This window comes from Novosphingobium endophyticum (genome assembly GCF_014640675.1).
Classification (GTDB): Bacteria; Pseudomonadota; Alphaproteobacteria; order Sphingomonadales; family Sphingomonadaceae; genus Novosphingobium; species Novosphingobium endophyticum.
Genome location: NZ_BMHK01000111.1, coordinates 1 through 690, shown reverse-complemented (window position 1 = coordinate 690; position 690 = coordinate 1). Strand labels below are relative to the sequence as shown.

Sequence of the window (690 nt, the reverse complement as noted above, 5' to 3'; positions counted from 1 at the left end):
CGCCGCCAGCCGCCAGTTGCCGGCAATCGCCGCCGCGGTCCGGTGAATACCGCCAATGAAGGCGCCCCGGCCACCGCCGACCATTCCGTAGCGGATGGGTTTCACGGCTTGTCGCCGTTGGTGTGGTTGGGCGAGCAGCCTTCGCCCTCAAGCCCGAGGACCCAGCGCAGCCCACCCGCGAGCATTTTGGCATGTGCCGGTTCGCTGAAGGATTCCGCCGTATGGCCGCCGGCGGAATAAAGCGCCCGGCCCTTGCCGACGCACCGCCACCAGAGGATCGGGTGGTCCTCGCCCATGCTCAGCTCCTGGCCGAAGGGGCCTTTCTGGACGTAGGTATTCTCGTCAAGGGTGGCGAGAACGTGGACGCCGGGGACGCCGCGCGGCGACTTGTCGAACGAGTACCATTCGTCCGTGCGCTCGAGGGTCGGGCCGAGGTGGCGCGTCGCCGGGTGCTCNGCCTTCTGGAACTGCGGGTCCATGGGATGGCCGGTGAACTTCGTGCCGATGATGTTCTGGACATACCAGGGCCACGCCTCGTGTGAATTGTCACCTGCCGCATGGATTCCAAGCCAGCCCCCGCCGTTATCGATGAACGTCTTGAACGCGCCGCGTTGCTCCGGCGTGAAGACGTCGCCGCTGGTGTTGTTGAACACCACTGCATCGAAACGCGCGAGGATGGCGGGCGAGAAT

General features: G+C 66.0%; 1 protein-coding gene. It reads right to left on the bottom strand.

Features of this window, described 5'->3' with window-relative positions; translation table 11 throughout:
• Nucleotides 1–101: 101 nt before the first annotated feature.
• Nucleotides 102–653, bottom strand: a complete 552-nt coding sequence (locus tag IEX32_RS20460; protein ID WP_444543978.1) for a ThuA domain-containing protein — start codon at nucleotides 651–653, stop codon at nucleotides 102–104.
• Between the last annotated feature and the right edge of the window lie 37 nt (nucleotides 654–690).